The organism is Intestinimonas butyriciproducens, from assembly GCF_016901775.1.
Lineage (GTDB): Bacteria > Bacillota > Clostridia > Oscillospirales > Butyricicoccaceae > Pseudobutyricicoccus.
The window spans coordinates 1-20,000 of sequence record NZ_JACJKW010000005.1 but is presented as its reverse complement, the minus strand read 5'-3'; the positions used below and the strand labels follow the sequence as shown (position 1 = coordinate 20,000).

The 20,000-nt window shown below is 56.6% G+C and carries 18 protein-coding genes; 8 read left to right on the top strand and 10 right to left on the bottom strand.

The features are described from left to right. Nucleotides 1-248 precede the first annotated feature (248 nt). The 5 genes from H6A25_RS03610 (at nt 249) to H6A25_RS03590 (ending at nt 5,781) form a co-directional block, all read left to right on the top strand. Nucleotides 249-1,169 (top strand): alanine-tRNA synthetase second additional domain-containing protein, encoded by a 921-nt coding sequence (locus tag H6A25_RS03610; protein WP_345941576.1) that lies wholly within the window; start codon nt 249-251, stop codon nt 1,167-1,169. A 17-nt stretch (nt 1,170-1,186) separates the two neighbouring features. After that, nucleotides 1,187-1,591, top strand: a complete 405-nt coding sequence (glmS, locus tag H6A25_RS03605; RefSeq protein WP_118426885.1) for a methylaspartate mutase subunit S — start codon at nt 1,187-1,189, stop codon at nt 1,589-1,591. Nucleotides 1,592-1,607: 16 nt separating this feature from the next. Then, nucleotides 1,608-2,993, top strand: coding sequence for a methylaspartate mutase accessory protein GlmL (gene glmL / locus H6A25_RS03600; protein ID WP_204750643.1), 1,386 nt, complete (start codon nt 1,608-1,610; stop codon nt 2,991-2,993). 15 nt (nt 2,994-3,008) lie between these two features. Continuing rightward, nucleotides 3,009-4,466, top strand: coding sequence for a methylaspartate mutase subunit E (locus tag H6A25_RS03595; protein ID WP_204750642.1), 1,458 nt, complete (start codon nt 3,009-3,011; stop codon nt 4,464-4,466). Between the two features lie 64 nt (nt 4,467-4,530). Beyond that, on the top strand, nt 4,531-5,781 hold the full coding sequence (locus H6A25_RS03590; protein WP_204750641.1) for a methylaspartate ammonia-lyase: 1,251 nt from the start codon (nt 4,531-4,533) through the stop codon (nt 5,779-5,781). Between the two features lie 69 nt (nt 5,782-5,850). On the opposite strand, the gene H6A25_RS03585 is transcribed toward H6A25_RS03590, so the two are convergent. Then, complete coding sequence (locus H6A25_RS03585) at nt 5,851-6,519, bottom strand: hypothetical protein (protein ID WP_204750640.1); 669 nt, start codon at nt 6,517-6,519, stop codon at nt 5,851-5,853. Next, the gene (locus H6A25_RS03580) at nt 6,456-6,764 is read right to left on the bottom strand and encodes a LysR family transcriptional regulator (protein WP_204750639.1); all 309 of its coding nucleotides are present in this window, start codon (nt 6,762-6,764) and stop codon (nt 6,456-6,458) included. Before H6A25_RS03580 ends, H6A25_RS03585 begins: the two co-directional genes overlap by 64 nt. Before the next feature lie 214 nt (nt 6,765-6,978). Here H6A25_RS03580 and speB point away from each other — a divergent pair, with 214 nt between their 5' ends. Next, a complete protein-coding gene (speB, locus tag H6A25_RS03575) occupies nt 6,979-7,923 on the top strand; it encodes an agmatinase (protein ID WP_204750638.1) in 945 nt (314 codons plus the stop codon). A gap of 41 nt (nt 7,924-7,964) precedes the next feature. Next, nucleotides 7,965-9,413, top strand: coding sequence for a YjiH family protein (locus H6A25_RS03570; RefSeq protein WP_204750637.1), 1,449 nt, complete (start codon nt 7,965-7,967; stop codon nt 9,411-9,413). A gap of 40 nt (nt 9,414-9,453) precedes the next feature. On the opposite strand, the gene H6A25_RS03565 is transcribed toward H6A25_RS03570, so the two are convergent. Then, nucleotides 9,454-11,559, bottom strand: coding sequence for a catalase (locus H6A25_RS03565; protein WP_243423220.1), 2,106 nt, complete (start codon nt 11,557-11,559; stop codon nt 9,454-9,456). A 187-nt stretch (nt 11,560-11,746) separates the two neighbouring features. On the opposite strand from H6A25_RS03565, the gene H6A25_RS03555 reads away from it, so the two are divergent. Further along, nucleotides 11,747-12,730 (top strand): pyridoxal-phosphate dependent enzyme, encoded by a 984-nt coding sequence (locus H6A25_RS03555; protein WP_204750634.1) that lies wholly within the window; start codon nt 11,747-11,749, stop codon nt 12,728-12,730. 57 nt (nt 12,731-12,787) lie between these two features. Here the strand turns inward: H6A25_RS03555 and eno are convergent, their stop codons facing one another. The 7 genes from eno to H6A25_RS03520 form a co-directional block, all read right to left on the bottom strand. Then, nucleotides 12,788-14,107, bottom strand: coding sequence for a phosphopyruvate hydratase (gene eno / locus H6A25_RS03550; protein ID WP_204750633.1), 1,320 nt, complete (start codon nt 14,105-14,107; stop codon nt 12,788-12,790). A 139-nt stretch (nt 14,108-14,246) separates the two neighbouring features. Then, nucleotides 14,247-15,767 carry a 2,3-bisphosphoglycerate-independent phosphoglycerate mutase gene (gene gpmI / locus H6A25_RS03545; protein WP_204750736.1) on the bottom strand — a complete coding sequence of 507 codons (1,521 nt, stop codon included), beginning with the start codon at nt 15,765-15,767 and terminating at the stop codon, nt 14,247-14,249. 25 nt (nt 15,768-15,792) lie between these two features. Beyond that, nucleotides 15,793-16,563: a triose-phosphate isomerase gene (gene tpiA / locus H6A25_RS03540; protein WP_204750632.1), complete on the bottom strand. Its 771-nt coding sequence runs from the start codon at nt 16,561-16,563 to the stop codon at nt 15,793-15,795. Between the two features lie 47 nt (nt 16,564-16,610). Further along, nucleotides 16,611-17,807 carry a phosphoglycerate kinase gene (locus tag H6A25_RS03535; RefSeq protein WP_204750735.1) on the bottom strand — a complete coding sequence of 399 codons (1,197 nt, stop codon included), beginning with the start codon at nt 17,805-17,807 and terminating at the stop codon, nt 16,611-16,613. Nucleotides 17,808-18,069: 262 nt separating this feature from the next. Then, nucleotides 18,070-18,675, bottom strand: coding sequence for a 5'-deoxynucleotidase (gene yfbR / locus H6A25_RS03530; protein ID WP_345941574.1), 606 nt, complete (start codon nt 18,673-18,675; stop codon nt 18,070-18,072). Between the two features lie 12 nt (nt 18,676-18,687). Continuing rightward, the gene (locus tag H6A25_RS03525; RefSeq protein WP_204750631.1) at nt 18,688-19,365 is read right to left on the bottom strand and encodes an LrgB family protein; all 678 of its coding nucleotides are present in this window, start codon (nt 19,363-19,365) and stop codon (nt 18,688-18,690) included. Nucleotide 19,366: 1 nt separating this feature from the next. Beyond that, a complete protein-coding gene (locus tag H6A25_RS03520) occupies nt 19,367-19,726 on the bottom strand; it encodes a CidA/LrgA family protein (RefSeq protein ID WP_204750630.1) in 360 nt (119 codons plus the stop codon). Nucleotides 19,727-20,000: the final 274 nt, after the last annotated feature.

The window sequence follows — 20,000 nt, the reverse complement described above, 5'->3', positions numbered from 1 at the left end:
TTTTCGATATTTTCCGATCATTTCAACTATTTTTTTGTTTTAAGCTGGTTTTGCCTTGTTTTTTCCGGTTGGAATATCGGTGCCCCAGGATACTTGTATACAGGTATCCCGGTATTTTAAGGGGTAAAAACCGCTATTTTTATCAACTTTGCATGGTTTTCCGCAACTTTTTACATTGCAACGCCCGGGGCTTTCGCATACAATGTTAGGTGTGGGCCTTTGGCGGAACCCGAAAGGAGATGACGCCATTGAAATTTGCCAGCGATCCCTTTATGTATACGGAATACTACGCCCCCCGGGGCCGCAAACGCCTGCTGGAGCTGGGCAACACCATCACCAGCCAGTATCTTTCCCCGGAGGACCGGTGCATCGGTATTCTGGGAGAGGCGGGCAGCGGCAAGTCCCTCATCGTGCGGGGAATGTTTCCCGGATTGCAGCTGACCAACGACGATGAGGATGTATACACCCGTCCTCTGCCTTTGATGGATCACTTTGAATCGGGTCGCTTCCGGGATCACACCTATCATATGGATGTGCGCTTTGAATCGGCCTTCACCCAGCCTTACCGCCTGGCCGAGGCTGTGCGGGCGGCAGTGAATGCCGGCCGGCGGGTGGTCATCGAACACTTTGACCTGCTGTATCCCGCCCTGGGCCACAATGCCGAGCTGCTGGTGGGCATCGGGGAAGAGGTCATTGTGGCCCGTCCCAACATCTTCGGCCCCAAACCCACCGATATCGCCCAGAAGGTGCTGCGCTCCATCCACTACCGGCGGATGATCCATACCGCCGAAGACATTGTGTGCCACATTCTGGACATCGACTACGGTATTCCCACCAGCACCCTGGTTCACGGCGATGTGAAGCGGGGCTTCCTGCTGGAATTTAAGGAAAAGCCCTCCTTCTCTGTTGCAGAGCTGCAGCAGCGGGCACAGGAATTTATCGATGCCAAGCTGGATGTGTGCTATCTGGATGAACACCATATCCGCATGGGTGATGCCCGCATCCACTGCACCGGTCCACGCATCCATCTGCGCAACACCGGCGACATTCAGTTTTTTGCCATGGCGCCCGATTTCGTCTATGATCCGGTGCGCCGCAGCTATCTGCTGGTGGGCGTTGTGTCCAAGCCCGAACGGCTGGACGATCTTTCCGACATCAACAAATTTTAAATAATATGAGGTGTAATATGAAAACTCTTGTACTGGGCGTTATCGGCGCCGATGTCCACGCTGTGGGCAACAAGATCCTGGATCATGCCTTCACCGAGGCCGGCTACAAAGTGGTCAACCTGGGCGTGATGGTTTCCCAGGATGAATTTATCAAGGCCGCCATCGAAACCAATGCCGACGCCATCATGGTCTCCTCCCTCTATGGCCAGGGCGAGCTGGACTGCCAGGGCATGCGGGAAAAGTGCGTGGAAGCCGGCATCGGCAACATCCCCCTCTTCTGCGGCGGCAACCTTGTGGTTGGCAAGCGGGACTTCAAGGAAACGGAAAAAATCTTCAAAGACATGGGCTTCAACTATGTCTATGCCCCCGGCACCATGCCCGATGTGACCATCGCTGACCTGCGCCGGGAACTGGGCGAATAAGAGAGGGGTCTTTCCTTTGAGTTACGCTCTGTTTACTGACATTGGCAGCACCTTCACCAAGGTGACTGCCGCCGACCTGGAAGCGTGCCGCATCGTAGGGCGGGCCATGTCCCCCACAACTATTTTTGACGATGTGAACATCGGCTTCCAAAAAGCCCTGGCCCTTCTCACAGAGCAGGTGGGCCACCCCATGGAATTTGATTTCCGTCTGGCCTGTTCCTCTGCCGCCGGCGGCCTGAAAATGGTGGCCTGCGGTCTGGTGCCCGATCTGACCAGTGAAGCGGCCCGTCTGGCTTCCCTCAGCGCCGGCGCCAAGGTACTCAAGGCCTATGCTTACAAAATGACCGATACCGAAGCCCAGGAGCTCACAGAGCTGCAGCCCGATATCGTCATGCTCTCCGGCGGCACCGACGGCGGCAACAGCGAAGTGATGCTGCACAATGCCAAGGTACTGGCCGATTGTCCCCTTTCTTTCCCCGTGATCATCGCCGGAAACAAAAGCGCCGCCGGGGAAGCGGCCCGCCTCATTGAAGAAGCAGGCAAGGAAGCGGTGATCTGCCCCAATGTAATGCCTGAGTTCGGCAAGCTGAACATCGAGCCCGCCCGGGAAGCGGTGCGCAAGGTTTTCCTGGAGCGCATCGTGGACGCCAAAGGTCTGCGTGAGCTGGCTGAAAAGATGGATGGGGATATCATCCCCACACCGGCTGCCGTTCTGGACGCCATCACCCTTCTCTCCCGGGGCACCCGGGACGAAGAGGGCATCGGCAGTCTGATGGCCTTTGACATCGGCGGCGCCACCACCGATGTGTATTCTGTAACCAACGGCTGTCCGGTCTATCCCGGCGCCATGCTGAAGGGTCTGCCCCATCCGGCCGCAAAGCGTTCGGTGGAAGGGGATCTGGGTATGCGCTGGAACGCGCGGACCATCGTGGCCCTTCAGGGCGAAGAACTGTTTGCCCAGGATGCCGGTGTAACGGTGGAAGAAGTGCGGCAGACCCTGGATGTATTCGACAAGACCCCGGATATCCTGCCCCAGAACGAAGCCATGGAAAAGATCGATATCGCCCTGGCCAAATCGGCTGCCAAAAACGCCTGCGAGCGTCATGCCGGTCACCTGGAAGTGGTGTTTACCCCTCTGGGCGAACGGTATATGCAGACCGGCAAGGACCTGACCGATGTGAAGTGGCTGATCGGCACCGGCGGACCTGTGATCACCTCCAAGGACCCGGCTGCCATTCTGTCAGAGGCCAGCTTCAGCGAGCAGGAGCCTCTGTCCCTGCGTCCCCGGAGGGCAAGCTGCCTGCTGGACGCCAAATACATCCTGTCGGCCATGGGGCTTTTGTCCCAGAAGCTGCCCGATGTAGCACTGAAAATCATGAAAAACGAATTGACCGAAATATAAAGCGAGGATGAGAAGATGAGCGATACATTGCACAAGATGTCAATGGACGAGTTCCGCCGCCAGCAGAAGGAAGTTCTGGCTTCCTGGCCCACCGGCAAGGATGTAAACTTCCAGGAAGCGGTGGATTACCACAAGTCTCTGCCTGATTCCAAAATCTTTTCCAAGAAGCTGGAGCAGGCCCGCAAGGACAAGGTAACCCTGATCCAGCCCCGTGCCGGCGTGCCTCTGATCGACAAGCACATCGAGCTGATGCAATTCCTGGAGAAGGAAGGCCATGCCGACCTGCTGCCCACCACCATCGACAGCTACACCCGTCACAACCTGTATAACGACTGCCAGAAGGGCATCGAGGAATCCATCGCCCATGGCAAGGCCATGCTCAACGGCTTCCCGGCTGTCAACCACGGCGTAATGAACTGCCGCAAGGTCACCGAGTCTGTGGGCGTGCCCATGCAGATCCGCCACGGCACTCCCGACGCCCGTCTGCTCACCGAGATTGCCTATGCCGGCGGCTTTACCTCCTACGAAGGCGGCGGCATCTCCTACAATGTGCCTTACGCCAAGGACCGCACCCTGGAGGAGACCATCCGCTTCTGGAAGTACACCGACCGCCTCACCGGCCTGTATGAAGAAGCCGGCGTGCAGATCGACCGTGAGCCCTATGGCCCCCTCACCGGCACCCTGGTGCCCCCCTGCATCTCCCATGCCGTAGCCGTTCTGGAAGCGCTGCTGGCTGCTGAGCAGGGCGTCAAGCACATCTCCGTGGGCTACGGCCAGTGCGGCAACCTGTACCAGGATATCGGCGCCATCTACGCTCTGGAAGAAGTGACCCGGGAATATCTGGACCGCTTCGGCTTCACCGATGTGAGCATCTCCACTGTGTTCCACCAGTGGATGGGCGGATTCCCCCAGGACGAGGCCCAGGCCTTCGCTGTTATCTCCTGGGGCGCTGCCACCGCTGTTCTGGCCGGTGCTACCAAGGTGATCGTCAAGTCTCCTCATGAGGCTTTCGGCATCCCCACCAAGGAAGCCAACGCCGCTGGTCTGCGGGCCACAAAGCAGCTGGCTAACATGCTCTCCTGCCAGACCATGAAGAACGGTCCTCGGGCCATGGCTGAAAAGCACATGATCATGAACGAAACCCGGGCCATCCTGAACAAGACCCTGGAGCTGGGCGGCAACGACTTTGAAAAGTCCACTGTGGCCGCTTTCGCCGCCGGTGTCATCGATGTGCCCTTCTCCCCCAGCAAGTACAACCGGGGCGCCGCTCTGCCCGCCCGTGACAACGAAGGCGCCGTCCGCTTCCTCAGCTTCGGCAACCTGCCCTTCGACGACGACATCAAGGGCACTCATATCGCCAAGCTGGAAGAGCGGGCCAAGTTCGAAAAGCGTCCTGCCAACTTCCAGATGGTCATCGATGATGTGTACGCCATCTCCGAAGGCAAGCTGGTTGGCCGCCCCAAGAATAAATAACTCTGTTTGCTGCTCTATTTTGTGAACATATAACACTCAACCGTTTCGAAAGGATGGGATTCCCATGAAAATCGAAAAAGTAATCTGTTCCAAAGGCCGCACCGGCTTCTATTTTGACGACCAGAAGGCCATCAAAGCCGGCGCAAAGAACGACGGCGCTGCCTACATTGGCGAGCCTATGACCCCCGGCTTCACCTCCATCCGTATGGCTGGCGAAGCCATCAGCGTGCAGCTGGTTCTCTCCGACGGCCAGATCGCCCTGGGCGACTGCGCTGCGGTGCAGTATTCCGGCGCCGGCGGACGGGATCCCCTGTTCCTGGCCGAGGACTTTATCCCCTATATCCAGGAAGTGGTGGCTCCCCACCTGATCGGCCGCGAGCTCACCAGCTTCAAGGAGCTGGCCGGCGAAATCAACAGCATGACCGATCCCAAAACCGGCAAGCGCATCCACACCGCCATCCGCTATGGCGTCACCCAGGCCATCCTGGATGCTGTGGCCAAATCCAAGCACACCATCATGGCCGAAGTCATCGCTGAGGAATATGGCTGCAAGGTTTCCGATAAGGAGCTGCCCATCTTCACCCAGTCCGGCGACAACCGCTATGAGAACGCCGACAAGATGATCCTGAAGGGCGCTCAGGTTCTGCCCCATGCTCTGATCAACCATGTGGAGACCAAGCTGGGCAAGAACGGCGAGAAGCTGCTGGAGTATGTGAAGTGGCTCCATGACCGGATCATCGCCCTGCGCAAGGACGAGAGCTATCAGCCTGTGCTGCACATCGATGTGTACGGCACCATGGGCATTGCTTTTGACAACGATCTGGAGAAGATCGCCGATTACATGAAGACCCTGTGCGACGCTGCCGCTCCCTTCCACCTGCGCATCGAAGGCCCCGTGGATGTGGGCGACCGCACAAAGCAGATGGAAGCTCTGCGGGATCTCACCGCCATCTGCGACAAGAAGAACATCCCCGTGGAGATCGTGGCCGACGAGTGGTGCAACACTCTGGAGGACATCATCTACTTCGCCGACAACAAGGCCGGCCATATGATCCAGATCAAGACCCCCGACCTGGGCGGCATGAACGACATCGCCGAAGCTGTGCTCTACTGCAAGAAGAAGGGCATCGGCGCTTATCAGGGCGGTACCTGCAATGAGACCGACCGGAGCGCTCAGGTGTGCGTCCAGGTGGCTATGGCTACTCAGCCTGACCAGATCCTGGCAAAGCCCGGCATGGGTGTGGACGAAGGCTACATGATCGTTTACAACGAGATGCAGCGCGTTCTGGCCTATGAAGAGGCTATGAAGAAATAAGCAAGATCCTTCCTTTCAAAAAGCCCCGCAGAACCCAATGGTTCTGCGGGGCTTTTGATATTTTTACAATCAGATCTCATGGGCGGCCTGAAGCCGCTTTTTGCAGAACTGGACGAATTTTTTCTCTCTGGCATTCAGGGTATAGGACTTGGAACGCATGAGACACACATCCAGGGTATCGGAAAATCCGGTGATGGGCAAAGTGACGCAGTCGGCCAGTTCCCGCTGCTGCTGGGGATCATGCATAACCACCGCCATATAGTTGTCCTTGCGCACCGCATCCAACAGGCCGCCCCGGTCAAAGATATAAAGCACATTGGCACTGGGCGGGATGCCCAGCATCCCCAGCCAATCTTCGTATTCGAAGTTCTCATAAGTAACAAGCCTGCGGGTAGGCAGATCTTCCAGCCGGATGTCCCGTCGGGAGGAGAGAGGATTCTGCCGGGAGAGCAGCGCCACCGCTGGAATGCCTTCGCACAAAGGTTCCACTACCATATTGTATCGGGCGGCATAGCGGGCGTGATGCTCCCGCCTGCTTTGGAAACAGTAAAACATGCACAGCCGGTACTGCTGCGCAATGGCATCCCGGATGGTCTGGATCAGACCGGTCTCCTTGAAAGCGTCCTGGACTCCCGGGGCCGGGTGGGATTTTTTGAAGAGGATGAAGCTCTGCATCAGCAAAGTGGAATAGGTGCAGCACACCGACAGATTCCGCTGACTGGAAAACTGCTCAGGCACCCGATAGATCTTCTCCGCCTCCGCCAATATTTTTTTTTTTTGGCCGATTCCAAAAACAGTTTCCCCTCTTCTGTCAGTTCAATGCCGGAATTTTTTCGCCGGAATAGCTGATAATGCAGTTCTTCTTCCAGACTTTTTACCGAGCCGCTGAGGCTGGACTGGGAAATATACAGATTCTGGGCCGCCTTGTTGATGGACCCGCAGCGGCAGATCTCCACCACATAGCTGAGATGCTTGATGTTCATGTTCTTCACCTCCTCTGCTTGCATCATATTATATCACATATAGCATAATTTTTCAGTTGCTTTTTTATCTATTTTGGTTGTTTTTTCTATATTTCCGATATGTTATCGTCTTTTCCTATAACCATGGTGTTTTCACCGTGCTACAATTTACCCATAGAAAGCGTCGATGCTGCATAAAAGATTTATTGATACTGCACTTTCAGGAGGTATGGATATGTCTACTGTGAAACAACCCGCCAGCGCTCTTTCTTCTCCCCGCTTCTGCAACACCGGAACCTTCATGCGCATGAGCAAAGTGGATTCCGCCCAAGGATTGGATTTTGTCATCGCCGGTGCTCCTTTTGACACCGCCAGCTCTTTCCGCTCCGGTTCCCGCTTCGGCCCCCAGGCCATCCGGGCCATTTCCGCCATGATGAAGCCCAACAATGTGATCTTGCAGGTGAACATCATGGAATCCCTCAAGGGCGGCGATATCGGTGATTTCAATATCACCCCTGGCTATATCCATCCTTCCTATAAGGCCATCGAGGAAGGCGTCGCCGGCATTTTGCAGGAAAACGCCATTCCCATCGTTCTGGGCGGCGACCACTCCATCACCCTGGCTGAGCTGCGGGCGGTTGCCAAAAAGCACGGTCCGGTGGCTCTGGTGCACTTTGACTCCCACTCCGACCTGTGCGACGAAGTCTTCGGCGAAAAATACAACCACGGCACTCCCTTCCGCCGGGCCATTGAGGAAGGGCTCATTGACCCCTCCCATTCCATTCAGATCGGCATGCGCGGCTCCTTGTATGACCCCAATGAGCACAAAATGGCTGCCGAACTGGGAATGCTGCTGATCCCCGCTCACAAGGTGCGGGAGATGGGCACCGATGAGCTGATCCGCACCGCTCTGGAGCGGGTGGGCGACAAGCCTTGCTTCCTCACCTTTGACATCGACTTTGTGGATCCGGCCTATGCCCCCGGCACCGGTACCCCCGAAGTGGGCGGCTTTACCTCTTTCGAAACCCTGGATATGCTCCGCAAGCTGAAAGATCTGAACTACATCGGCTTTGATGTGGTGGAAGTGCTCCCGGCTTATGACCACGGGGAGATCACTTCCTACATGGCGGCCAACATTGTCTTTGAGTTCCTGTCCATTCTGGCCGCAAAGAAAAAATAGCCGCCTGTCCACAGAAACTACCCCATAAGGAGGTCTCTTCTATGGCCAAAACAGCTCCCGAAACCATCAAGCTGAGTCCTGACCTCTCGTCCCAGGAGCTGGATCAGATCACTTTAAGCAAATCCCAGTTCACCAAAGGATTGATCCGCTTTATCCTGTGTACTGCCGTTGCAATTTTTGTCTTTTTCACCAACCTGACCATTGGCGGTGAATCCCAGATCGTCTTCGGATGGATCTACAATTTCTTTGTGGATCTGCTGGGCAATGCAGGCTACTGGGTCCTGACCATTATCATTGGCGGAAATTTCCTGCTTCATGTGTATTCCCGCTATATCGATAAGGGAAAACGACAGAAAAAGCTCTATGAGCACTACCGGAAAGAAGGCATTGCCCAAACTTTCCTCTTTGGTCTGGGCACGGTGTACACTGTGATCTATACCCTGCACACCACCACTTCTTTTGTGGGCCCGGAGATTATCGTTGGCGCCGCTACCGGCGAAAGCGTCTTCCCGCCCATTGTGCTGGGCGTGCTGTTCATCATTTTGGTGGGCGCCTTCTTTATGCCCTTCCTGCTGAACTATGGAGCCATTGAGTTTGTCGGCGCTTTGCTGGAGCCGCTGATGCGCCCGCTGTTCAAGATCCCCGGCAAAGCCGCATTGGATGCCACCGCCTCCTTTGTCAGCTCTTCTTCCCTGGCGGTCATCATCACCAGCCGTCTTTACCGGCAAAAGGTCTATACCAAGCGGGAAGCTGTGGCAGTGGCTACCTGCTTCAGCGCTGTGAGCATCGGCTTTGCCTATCTGGTCATCAGCACAGCTGGCGTGGCTCAGCATTTCACCGCCATTTACCTGATCAGCTTTATCACCGCTTTTATCATCTCGGCCATTGTGGTGCGCATTCCTCCCATCAGCCGCAAGCCTGATGTATATTACGATGAGACGCCCCAAACCGAAGAAGAGCGGAAAGCCGACGCCCATTTTGACAAGGACATCCTGCGCCGCGGCGGAAGCCGGGCTGTCAAACGGGCTTTCGTTGCAAACCCTGTGCCCAAAGACATCGTCATCAGCCTGAAAGAAGGGCTGCAGGTGATGCCCCAGGTTCTGACTATGCTGGCCGCCATCGGTGTTTCGGCCATGATTCTGGCGGAATACACCCCGCTTTTCCAGTGGATCGGTCTGGTGTTCCAGCCTCTGCTTCAGCTTCTGCAAGTGCCCGACGCTGCGGCCATTGCCCCCTCCATTCCAGTGGGTATCGCCGAAATGTTCCTGCCGGTGCTGCTGATCTCGGAAAATGTGACCGCCCTCTCGGAATCGGCCCGGTTCTTTTTGTGCATCGTTTCCATGGTGCAGATCATCTTCTTCTCGGAGACCGGCACTGTGATGCTGGCCACAAAGCTCCCAGTGAAGCTCCATGAGCTGATCATCTGCTTTATCGAGCGGACCATCATCGCCATTCCTCTGGCGGCACTGGCCATGCATCTGTTCTTCTGATAACAAAAAACGGACGGCAATGCCGTCCGTTTTTTTGCACTCAATGCCGGTTTTCATAGCCTTTCATGGCTTTTTCCACCATATCAGCCCACTGGGGACAGGCTTTTCTGAAATATTCCAGGCACTGGCCCGAGATCACAGCAGGCGTCTGCGCCAGCTCTACGGCAATGTTATCCGCCAGATGCTCCTGCTCCAACCGGCTCATTCCCCGGAAGCGCTCTCCGGCCTGGGTAAAGTCATCGGCCTGGTACAAAGGAGAGCGGATCTGATTTCCCCGGGAATACGGAGCGGTATAGGGAGGGCAGGCCGTTTTCTGCTGGGGCCCGCAGCCCAAAGCACCACTGTGGGGATAATAATTCACCGTTCCTTTCCGGAAGGAAGTGCGCATCATGCCGTCCTGCTGGTAATTGTTGGCCGGTGTACGGGGGCGGTTGATGGGAAGTTCTGTGTAATTGGGCCCCACCCGATAACGCTGGGCATCCCCATAGGAAAACACCCGCCCGGCCAGCATCTTGTCATCGGAAAACTCGATGCCGGGCACCAGATTGGCCGGGCAGAAGGCCGACTGCTCCACCTGGACAAATTCGTTTTCAAAATTCCGGTTGAGCACCAGCTGCCCCACTTTATGCAGGGGGAATTGCTCTTCCGGCCACAGTTTGGTATCGTCCAGAGGATCAAATTTCTGCATGGACGCCTGACAGATGGGCATCAGCTGTACCGCCAGATCCCAGGCTGCCGTTTGCCCGCTTTCCAAAGTGCGGTACAGATCGGTTTTTGCCACATCCGGCTCCACCCCGGCCAGGCGGGCCGCTTCATGGCGATCCACCGTCTCTTTCCCCTGGTGGGAGCGGAAGTGGTATTTCACATAAAACCGTTCACCCTGGCTATTGACCCACACATAAGTATTGACGCCGAATCCATCCATCTTCCGATAGGAAGGAATGGTTCCTTCATCGGAGTACAGATATGTGATCATATTGGTGCATTCCGGCATCTGGCTGTAAAAATCCCAGAAACGGGCGTTGTCTTTTACACCGGTATCGGGTGCAGGCTTGAGAGAATGGAGCAAATCAGGGAATTTCATGGCATCGCGGATAAAGAATACGGGGAAATTCAGACCCACAATATCCAGATTGCCTTCCTCTGTGTAAAATTTCACTGCAAATCCCCGAGGATCCCGCAAGGTATCTGCACTGCCTTTGTGGCCTGCCACAGTGGAAAACCGGACAAATACCGGCGTCACCTTACCGGCCTGGGAAAAGAGTCCGGCTTTGGTGTATCGGGCCATGGAGCAAGTGGTCTGAAAATAGCCAAAAGCTCCGGTGCCATTGGCATGGACCACCCGCTCGGGAATGCGTTCCCGGTCAAAGTGGGCCATCTTTTCCAGATAATAGGCATCCTTCATCAGCATGGGGCCATTGCATCCCACGGTGAGGGAATGGTTGTCATTCTGGGCCATAGCTCCCTGGTTGTCGGTAATGCAGCCATTCTGACGGCAGGCCTGGGGAATGGGCCGCTGGGGCAATGGGGTATAATGCTGCATCTTCTGGCACTCTTCCGGGGTCATTGGATGGCCGCAAGGCGGGCAGGGATTGGGACGGCAGGGCGGACATGGATGCTCCGGGCACTCTGGTATTTCTGGCTCTTCCGGTTCCGAAGGACACTCCGGGCACTCCGGATGCTCCGGCATTTCTGGCTCTTCCGGCTCCGAAGGACACTCCGGGCATTCCGGGCATTCCGGGCATTCCGGCATTTCTGGCTCTTCCGGTTCCTGAGGAACTTCCGGTACCTCTGGCTCCTCCGGCACTACCGGCTCCTGGGGCGCCTCCGGCTCTTCTGGAAGCACAGGATATTCCGGCGCTTCCGGAACGGTGGGTTCCTGAGGAGCCATGGGATCGGAGGGACCGGTTTCTTCCTGCCACTCTTCTCTCCGGAGCATGGGCTGCTGCCAGGCCCCGGTATGCCAGGCCTGCTGCTGCCGCCCCTGATTGTCCTGGAAAGGTCTTCCCACTCTGACCGGCGGATAATAGCTATGCCCCGGCCGTGGGCAGACCGGCTCAGTTCCCCGCCATGTACCCTGGGGGCACTGTCCCCGGGCAGGGCCGCGATTGGGAAACATCCGGTCATAGGGCATTTTCTGTCGCATGATCATACCTCGCTTTTTTGATGATTCCCCACCGATACTCTGCCGGCAGGGGTCATTCCAGTCTATGCCGCCGCCTTTCCACTTGCGCCCCAGGAAAAGATAAGATACAATACAAAACAAGCACATCATCCATGGGAGATCCTGTTTTCTTGTGATTTTCCCGCCGCCTGTTCTTTGGAGGTTTTCTATGCTGTTTTCTCAGATTCCCCGGATTTCTCTTTTAACAGAGCCCACACTTTTGGAAAAAGCCGCCCATTTTGGTGATACCATCGGCCATTCCTCTCTTTGGATCAAACGGGAGGATGTAATGGGCCTGGGAATGGGGGGCAACAAAGTCCGCTCTCTGGAATTCTGGCTGGGCGAGGCCCTGGAAAAGGGCTGTGATATCGTTCTGGCCGCTGGGCTTCCCCCTTCCAACCTGTGCCGTCTCACCGCAGCCGCCTGCTGCCGTCTGAACCTGGACTGTGAAATCATCCACAATGCCGCTCCATCCAACACCAAACCCCGCCGGGGCGACAGCCGTTTTCTCTATGATCTGATGGGAGTACGCCAGATCTATTGCGGTCCGGTGGACGAGCAGGCCCGTAAGGCCTTTGTAGAAGAACGGGCCCAGGAACTGAAGAACCAAGGCCGCAATCCCTATATCCTGGGAGATCCGGTAGTGGGAGCGCTGGGCTATGTTGCAGCCGCCCAGGAGCTGCTTTTCCAGGCCGAACAGAAACACATCGACTTGCGTCATGTGTTCATCAGTGCTTCCGCCGGGCCTACGGAAATCGGACTGCTCTTCGGTCTTCGTCTCATGGGTGGGCCAGATCTTCATGTCCATCTGGTTTCGGTGGAATATCCCGCCCACACTTTCTGGCCCATCGCCCAGGAGATCTGGCAGGGCCTTTGCGAAAAGCTCCATGTGACTCCTCCCCTGTCTTTGCAGTACAACACCCATTTTTATGAGGAATATCTGGGGCCGGGCTATGCCAAACACTCCCCGGAAACCTGGCTGGCTCTGCGGCTTCTGGCCCGCACCGAGGGGATTTTCCTGGACACCACCTATAATGCCAAAGTGTTCGCCGGGCTCACCGATCTGTGTCAAAAAGGGCATCTGCCCACCGATGAAGCTGCTGTGATTTTCCACACCGGCGGTGTCCCCACTTTGCTGATGGGGGAAGAATGAAGAACAATACAAAAAGCGGACAGGAAATCCTGTCCGCTTTTGTGTTATAGGGTAGATTTACTTGTTCAGGTTGAACCAGGCATTCAGGCCGGGATAATAAGCGATATCCTCCAGCTCCTCTTCGATGCGCAGCAGCTGGTTGTACTTGGCCACCCGGTCGGTACGGCTGGGAGCGCCGGTCTTGATCTGGCCGGCGTTGAGAGCCACAGCCAGGTCGGCAATGGTGGTGTCCTCGGTCTCGCCGCTGCGATGGGAGATGACGGCAGTGTAACCGGCCCGGTTTGCCATCTGGATGGCTTCCAGGGTCTCGGTGAGGGTGCCGATCTGGTTGACCTTGATGAGGATGGCATTGGCCACACCCATCTTGATGCCCTTGGCCAGGCGCTGGGTATTGGTGACGAACAGATCGTCGCCCACCAGCTGGATCTTGTCGCCCAGAGCCTGGGTCAGCATCTTCCAGCCTTCCCAGTCCTCTTCGCCCATGCCGTCCTCGATGGAGATGATGGGATACTTCTCCACGAAGTTCTTCCACATACGCACCATCTGCTGGCGGGTCATCTTCTTGCCAGCTTTGGGCAGCAGGTAATAACCGCCGTCCTCTTCCTTATACCACTCGGACACAGCGGGGTCCATAGCGATCATGAAGTCCTTGCCCGGCTCGAAACCGGCCTTCTCGATGGCCTCCACGATGACCTTCAGCGCGTCCTCGTCCTTCTTCAGGTTGGGAGCAAAGCCGCCTTCGTCGCCCACAGCGGTGGCCAGGCCCATGCCCTGGAGCACCTTCTTCAGGGTGTGGAACACTTCGGCGCACCAACGCAGGCCCTCAGCAAAGGTACCGGCGCCCACAGGCATGACCATAAACTCCTGAATATCCACATTGTTGGTGGCATGAGCGCCGCCGTTGAGGATGTTCATCATGGGCACAGGCAGGGTCTTGGCGTTGCAGCCGCCCACATAGTTATACAGAGCCATGCCCAGAGCTTCGCTGGCGCACTTGGCGCAGGCCAGAGAAGCGCCCAGAATGGCGTTGGCGCCCAGGCGGGACTTGTTGGCTGTGCCATCCAGCTGGATGAGCATCTTGTCGATGAGGGGCTGATCCAGCACATTCTGGCCCATCAGGCACTCAGCGATCTCAGTGTTGACAGCGGCCACAGCCTTGGTGACGCCTTTGCCCATATAGCGGCTCTTGTCCTCATCCCGCAGCTCGCAGGCTTCAAAAATGCCGGTGGAGGCGCCGGAAGGCACAGCAGCCCGGCCCATGAACAGCTTGTTCTGCTCGGCGTCCATGGCATATACTTCTACTTCCACGGTGGGGTTGCCGCGGCTGTCCAGCACTTCGCGGCCCACCACATCGGTGATCTCAATGTACTTTTTCATCGGTGTTTTCCTCTTTTCTTTGATATTCGTTCTGTGTTCACCAAGATATTGTATCCTCTTTTTCCCTCCCCGTCAATCGCCGGAGGGGAGAAAGGAGGGCTTCCCAGAGTAAAATTCGGGAAAAACCTTTGCCAGCTTTTTATTCTGCGGTCAGCAGGCTCTGGCCGGTCATTTCCTCGGGCTTTTCCAGCCCCAACATGGAGAGCAGCGTGGGGGCGATATCGCACAGACGGCCGCCTTCTTTCAGCCCGGCCTTCTTGCCCACCAGAATCAAAGGCACTTCGTTTGTGGTGTGGGCCGTGAAAGGAGTGCCATCGGGACAGGCCATCTGCTCGGCGTTGCCGTGGTCAGCTGTGACCAGGGCCTCACCGCCCATCTTTTCCAAAGAGGCCAGCACCCGCCCCAGGCAGGTATCCACCGCTTCCACCGCACGAATGGCCGCCGGAAGCACGCCGGTGTGGCCCACCATATCGCAGTTGGCAAAGTTCAAAACGATCAGATCATATTTTCCGCTTTCGATACGGCTGCACACCGCATCGGTGACCTCATAGGCGCTCATTTCCGGCTTCATATCGAAAGTAGCCACCTTGGGGGACTCGATGAGCACCCGGTCTTCTCCGGGAAATACCCGTTCCTCCCCACCATTGAAGAAGAAGGTGACATGGGCATATTTCTCAGTTTCGGCAATGCGAAGCTGGGTCATACCCGCCTCACTGACCACCTGGCCCAGGATGTGCTCCAGCACCTGGGGCTTGAAGGCCACCTGTACTCCAGGCATAGCGGCATCATACTGGGTAAAGCACACATAATAAGGCGCCACCAGTCCGCCTTCCCGCACAAAGCCGTCAAACTCCGGATCGGTGAGGGTGCGGGTGATTTCTCTGGCCCGATCGGGGCGGAAGTTGTAGAAAATCACGCTGTCACGGTGGCAGATCCCGGCATCCTTGCAGCAGACCACCGGCTTCATGAACTCGTCGGTTTCTCCCTGCTCATAGCTCTTTTCCACCGCCTGGACAGGATCGGCAAAGAAGGGGCCTTTCCCCAGCACCATGGCCTCATAGGCCGGCTGCACCCGATCCCAGTGCCGGTCTCTGTCCATCACATAGTACCGGCCGCTGATGGTAGCGATCTGTCCTGCGCCGATTTTGTTCATCTCCTCCTGAAGGGCCTTCACATAGGAAAGGCCGGAAGAGGGGGGCACATCCCGCCCGTCCAGGAAGCAGTGGACATAAACCTTTTCCACCTGCTGACGCTTGCACAGCTCCAGCAAGGCATACAGGTGGGTGATGTGGCTATGAACACCGCCGTCGGACAAAAGTCCCATCAGGTGCACGCTGCCGCCCTGTTCCTTGGCTTTCCGGCAAGCGCTCACCAGTTCCGGATTCTCAAAAAAGGTGCCGTCCTCAATCTCCTTTGTGATCCGGGTCAGTTCCTGATAGACCACCCGCCCGGCGCCGATGTTGGTGTGTCCCACTTCGCTGTTGCCCATCTGGCCATCGGGCAGACCCACATCCAGACCGGAGCAGCGAATGGGCTGCCAGGGACATTCCGCCATCAGCCGGTCCATCACCGGGGTGCTGGCCTGGCAGACGGCATTGCAATTTCCCTTTGCGGCCAGTCCATAGCCGTCCAAAATAATCAATGCAATCGGTTTTTTCATCATTCTGATTCCTTCCCAAAGGCCGTTACTGGTTGGCGCTTTCCATCACATCCACAAATTTCTCCCAATCCAGGGATGCACCGCCGATCAAACCGCCGTCCACATCGGGCATGGCCAGCAATTCTCCGGCGTTCTGGGGGTTCATGCTGCCCCCATAAAGGATGGTCACCGACCGGGCATGACGGGCTCCATAGATTTCCCGGATGCATTCCCGGATGGCCCGGCCTACTTCGTCGGCCTGTTCCGCCGTGGCAGTCTTGCCGGTGCCGATGGCCCAGATGGGCTCATAGGCCACCACGATCTTCTTCACATCCTTGGAATCCACTCCGAAGAAAATGGTTTTGATCTGCATCCTCACATGATCCAGGGTCAGGTTCTTTTCCCGCTGGGCCAGAGACTCGCCCACGCACACAATGGGCCGCAGGCCGCACTTGAGAGCAGCCTGTACCTTCTGGGCTACGATCTCATCGGTCTCGCCGAAGTACTGACGGCGTTCCGAGTGGCCGACAACCACATACTTGACCCCCAGAGAGCACAGCATGGGGGCGGACACTTCGCCGGTATAGGCGCCGCTTTCGGCATGGTGCATATTCTGGGCCGCAATAAAGACCCGGGTATTTTTGGCAGCCTTCACTGCCGCCGGCAAATCGATGTAAGGCACACACAGCACCGTTTCGCACCATTTGGCCCGGGCCGCATGGGGCTTGAGCTGAGCGATAAATTCTTTGGTTTCCGCCGGAGTCTTGTTCATCTTCCAGTTTCCGGCAATAATGGTTTTGCGGTATCTTCTGTTCATAGACTTCCTCTTTTTTGTTTCTCTTCCCGTTTCTGTCCCAGGGCGCTTTATTCGTCGGAATCCATCAGGCAGGCAATGCCCGGCAGCACCTTGCCCTCAATGAGCTCCAGAGAAGCGCCGCCGCCGGTGGAAATATGGGTGACCCGGTCAGAAAAGCCCAGCTGCTCGATGGCCGCAGCGCTGTCGCCGCCGCCGATGATGGACACAGCCCCGGATTCGGCCACGGCCCGGGCGATCTCCCGGGTGCTGCCGGCAAATTTATCAAATTCGAACACGCCCAAAGGCCCATTCCACACCACGGTGCCTGCATCCTTCAGATAGCGCTTGAATTTTTCAATGGTGCGGGGGCCCATGTCCATGCCGCCCATGCCGTCGGGCATATGACGGGCATCCACCACATAGGCATCGGCATCGGGAGCAAATTCCTTGGTCACTACCACATCATCGGGCAGCACCAGGCGCACATCCCCTTCCAACGCCCGTGTGATGATATCGGCAGCCACATCCAGCTTGTCCAGTTCGCAGGGGGAGTTGCCCACCTGACCGCTGAGGGCCCGCAGGAAGGTGTAGCTCATAGCACCGCCGATGATAACGGTGTCACACTGATCGATGAGGGCGTTGATGACGCCGATCTTGTCGGAGACCTTGGCGCCGCCGGTGATGGCCACAAAGGGACGGGCCGGATTGGTGAGGGCTTTGCCGATCACCGAAATTTCCTTTTCGATCAAAAAGCCGCAGACGGCGGGGAGGTAGGCCGCCACGCCGGCAGTGGAGCTGTGGGCTCTGTGGGAAGTGCCGAAGGCGTCATTCACATACACATCGGCATAGGAAGCCAGCTTCTGAGAGAATGCCGGATCGTTCTTTTCCTCTTCCTTATGGAAGCGGACATTTTCCAGCATGACGATCTCACCGGGCTGGATAGCGGCACACAAACGGTCGGCATCCTCCCCGATCACATCGGTGGCCAGAGTCACCGGCATTTTCAGCAGCTCGGACAGGCGGTTGGCCACCGGCTTCAGGGTGTACTTGGGGTTATACTGTCCCTTGGGGCGCCCCAAATGGGATACGACGATGACAGCGGCGCCGCTGGTGATCAGATAGCGCAGGGTAGGCAGAGCTCCCTGGATGCGTCTTTCATCGGTCAGATGCCCATTTTCGTCAATGGGGGTGTTGAAATCGCAGCGGATCAACACTTTTTTGCCGCGCACATCGATGTCGCGCACGGTCTTTTTGTTGAAGTTCATCACGATAATCCCTCTTCTCCGGCAACTCTCACCATATTTTGTCTCTCTTCTGCCGCAGCTGCCGGATGCGGCGAAGGCCCCAGCCAAAAAGAGAAGAACCCCCGGAGTGAAAAAATGCCGGTGTGCTCTTCCCTGTTCTGTTTTCCTATCCATTGTACGGTATTTTCTCCGGAAGTGCAAGCGTTTTGCACCATTTTCCCGGACAAAACCCGGTATCCCTCCCCATTTTCCCCGGATTCCGCAACTTTTCAGCCCATTGACTCTAGTACAGATTCCCGGAAGCACTTTGCTGCTCGTCCAATGTGAGGGAAAAGGCCGGGGCGAAATGGGACATGAAATAATCCGCAGCCGGAAGAGACAGCGCCTGAATGGACCGGTGCAGCTGACGGGCGGCACTTTCAAACTCATCGTTGCCGCTCTTTTTCTCCTGGACACATTTGAGATAGGCCGAGATCTTATCGGCCGCCTTCACATAGCGGTAAAGCTCCGGATCCTGCTCCTCACAGAACAAAATGGGTCGGTAAGCCTGGCGCAGGGCGTCGGGCAGAAAGCCCAGAAGACTCTCTCTGGCCCGGTCCTCAATGGCCCGGTAGGCCTGGCGCAGCGCCGGGTCGTTGTGCTTCACCGGTGTGGGAAGATCCCCGGTGAGGATCTCCGAAGCATCGTGGAACAAGGCCATGGCCGCTATCCGTTCCGGCTGGGCGCCGCCCCCTAAGTAGGTGTTCTGAATCACCGCCAGGGCATGGGCGATCACCGCCGTCTCCAAAGCGTGCTCACTGAGGTTTTCCGGGATGCTGCTGCGCATCAGGCCCCAGCGCCGGATGTATTTCATCCGCAGCAAAAGGGCATAGAAGCTATATTCTTTCACCTTACTCCCCCCTTACACAAACAGGCAGATGATCACGGTGGCAATGCCGGCCACACCGATGCTGATGCCGCTCATGGCGCCTTCCAGCTCGCCCATTTCCAGGGCCTTGGTGGTACCGATGGCATGGCTGCAAGTGCCGATAGCCACTCCTTTTTCCACCGGCTCCCGCACCCGCAGCAGCTTTACCAGCAAGGGTGCTGTAATGGCCCCTAAAATACCGGTAAAGATCACCGCCGCCACGGTAAAGGCGGACACGCCCCCTCCCTGGGCCGAAAGCTCCATGGCGATGGGGGTGGTCACCGATTTGGGAATGAGGGATGCAGTCATGGTCTCGTCCAGGCCGAACAGGCGGCAGAGCAAAATGACACTGATCACCGAGGCGCAGGATCCCATGAAGCAGCCGGCCACTACCGGAAGCAAATGCCGCTTCAGCTGCCTGATCTGTCCATAAACCGAAAGGGCCAGGCAGGCCGTGGCCGGAGCCAGGAAACTGGCGATCACATCACTGCCCTCCTGATACCATTCCAGGGGGATGTGGAAAATTTTGATCACAGCAATGATCAGCGCCACTGCAATAAGCAATGGATTGCACAGCGGCGAGCCGGTTTTTTTGTTGACAAACAGTCCGATCTGAAAGGCAAACACCGACAAAACAATGCCGAACAACGGGGAGGCAAGCACTTCTTTCATGCTATTTCCCTCCTTTCTTCTGCAAGGCCATCATCAGACGCACCGTCATGACCGAGACAAAAAAAGTGATGAAGGTGGTGAGTACACACACGGCCAGAAAGGGCAGCAGATTCTCTTTCAGCTGATCAAAATGCTCCAAAATTCCCACCCCGGCAGGAATGAAAAAGAAAGCCATATTTTTCAGCAGAAAATCCCCCTTCTGGCGGATGTGATGGGGTTTTATCACTTTTGTGCACAACAGGACGAACAAAAGAACCATGGCAATGACGCTGGAAGGAAAGGGAAAGGGCAGGATCTGGGCCACCAGCTCTCCCGCAAGACACACCCCCAGCACCACGCCGATCTGAGTGAGAATTGCCATAGGACACCTCGCGAAACATAAATTTGTGAGAAAAGAAATTTTCCCGCCAGGGGGTACTATATCACAAACCACGCCGAGAAAAAAGACCACAGCGGCCTTTTCCCGGCAAATTCCTTCTTCTTTCCCGTGGGGCCTCCAGAAAAGTTGCCCCTTCTTCTTTTTTCGTGGTATAATAACCGCAAAGCGGTTATTATACCGGATTTTTGCGGCCGTTTTCTCGTCCCGCTTCCGGGACAACCGAAAACATGGCCAATATACCATGCCGCATTGGCGT